Origin of the sequence: Clostridium sp. (genome assembly GCF_036569345.1) — a bacterium.
Classification (GTDB): Bacteria; Bacillota; Clostridia; order Clostridiales; family Clostridiaceae; genus Clostridium_AD.
Map to the genome: position 1 here is coordinate 1 of NZ_DATCQT010000160.1, position 1,837 is coordinate 1,837.

Consider the following 1,837-nt stretch of genomic DNA (forward strand, 5'->3'; position numbering starts at 1 on the left):
CTTTTTAGTCTTACGACTAAAATATTACTTTTTTCTAAAGTAATTAACTGGTTAAAATAAAATATTATTTCATTTCTTTACCTATTTCTCTGTTTAATTTTCAAAGACCAATTTGTTTTGTCATCAAGTGACGACCTCTACTATTCTACTTGGTATCTCTTGTTTTGTCAACAACTTTTTAAAATTTATTTTCATCTGAAAACCTATTAAATAGTAATTAACATTTAGCTTACTACGCCACACGTTCGTGACGACAAGGAGTATTCTATCATAATAACATATTACTATAATTGTATTATTATTTACATAACAATGTTATTATTCATTTACTGTATATCGCTCTTAAAACCTAAGTATTACATATATGGACACGCCTGAATAAGTTTCTATGTATTTATACATAGAATGATACACAAACAGAATTACAATCTGTTTTATTACTTAGAGTTTATCTTGAATGGATGTTGAATATTTAATTATCAATGGCTTATAATAAATAGATAAAAATAATTATTTAATATTAGAAGGAGTTTTATCTATATGGGATTTTTATCAATTTTTTTTATTATAATAGGTCTATGTGTCTTTGAGGTAGTCTCCAGCATAGATAATGCTGTGATAAACGCTGAAGTACTTGGTACCATGTCTGAAAAAGCAAAGAAATGGTTTCTAGTTTACGGTATATTGTTTGCAGTATTTATTGTAAGGGGTTTGTTGCCATGGGTTATAGTATGGGTAACTAATCCAGAACTAGGCCCTATAGGAGCTCTTACCGCCACATTTTCAAATGATCCACACATAAAAGAATCATTTGAACTTTCCACACCAATACTGATGCTTGGAGGAGGAGTTTTTTTACTATTCTTGTTTCTTCACTGGCTGTTTATTGAGGATAAGCACTTCGGACTTCCGGTGGAAGAACTTTTTGTAAAACATGGTGCATGGTTTTATGCCATAGTTTCTGTGATTTTAGTTGTAATTGTTGCGGTGGCTTTGAAGTACGATTCAATATTGGCTTTATCAGCGGTAATCGGCTCTTCTGCTTTTTTTATCACTGATGGATTTAAAAAGAACGCAGAATCAAACGAACAACAATTATTGAGTAATAAAAGTGGGATGTCTGATATTAGCAAAATATTATATTTAGAAATAATAGATATGACTTTCTCCATTGATGGGGTATTGGGTGCTTTTGCATTTACAACATCAGTACCGCTTATAATTTTAGGGAATGGTTTGGGAGCTATTGTTGTTAGGCAATTGACTATGGGTAATATAGAAAATATAAAAAAATATGTTTTTCTTAAGAATGGAGCAATGTACTCAATTCTATGTCTTGGTATGGTAATGATATTGGAAGGCTTTAAAATAGAAATACCAGAATATATTACGCCTTTGGTTACAATATTAATAATTATATTCTTTTTCATTAAGTCAAAAATTCATGCTAAAAAACATATGACATCTAATTAGGAGAATATATTAAAAAATTCAGCAGTTCTTACATTGCTGAATTTTTTAATATATTCTAATATTTTTTAACTTTCTTCAAAAACAAAATTATACTTCTCTATATTTTCCAAAAAAATAAAAATAACAGTTCAATTTGAACTGTTATTTATGGTGGACCTTCAGGGACTCGAACCCCGGACCGACCGGTTATGAGCCGGTAGCTCTAACCAGCTGAGCTAAAGATCCATGTAAACCTGGCGACAACCTACTCTTCCACAAGGTCACCCCTGCAGTACCATCGGCGCATTGAAGCTTAACCTTCGTGTTCGGTATGGGAACGGGTGTTACCTTCATGCCATAATCACCAGATGAGAATATAAATATT

At 31.3% G+C, this 1,837-nt stretch carries 1 protein-coding gene, 1 tRNA gene and 1 rRNA gene; 1 reads left to right on the forward strand and 2 read right to left on the reverse strand.

Annotation, left to right across the window (positions count from 1 at the left end; translation table 11 throughout):
• The first annotated feature begins 540 nt into the window (after positions 1 to 540).
• The gene (locus VIM70_RS15950; RefSeq protein WP_331946767.1) at positions 541 to 1,473 is read left to right on the forward strand and encodes a DUF475 domain-containing protein; all 933 of its coding nucleotides are present in this window, start codon (positions 541 to 543) and stop codon (positions 1,471 to 1,473) included.
• Positions 1,474 to 1,621: 148 nt separating this feature from the next.
• On the opposite strand, the gene VIM70_RS15955 is transcribed toward VIM70_RS15950, so the two are convergent.
• Both VIM70_RS15955 and rrf read right to left on the reverse strand, forming a co-directional pair.
• A tRNA-Ile gene (locus VIM70_RS15955) sits at positions 1,622 to 1,698 on the reverse strand.
• Positions 1,699 to 1,704: 6 nt separating this feature from the next.
• A 5S ribosomal RNA gene (gene rrf / locus VIM70_RS15960) occupies positions 1,705 to 1,821 on the reverse strand.
• Positions 1,822 to 1,837 lie beyond the last annotated feature (16 nt).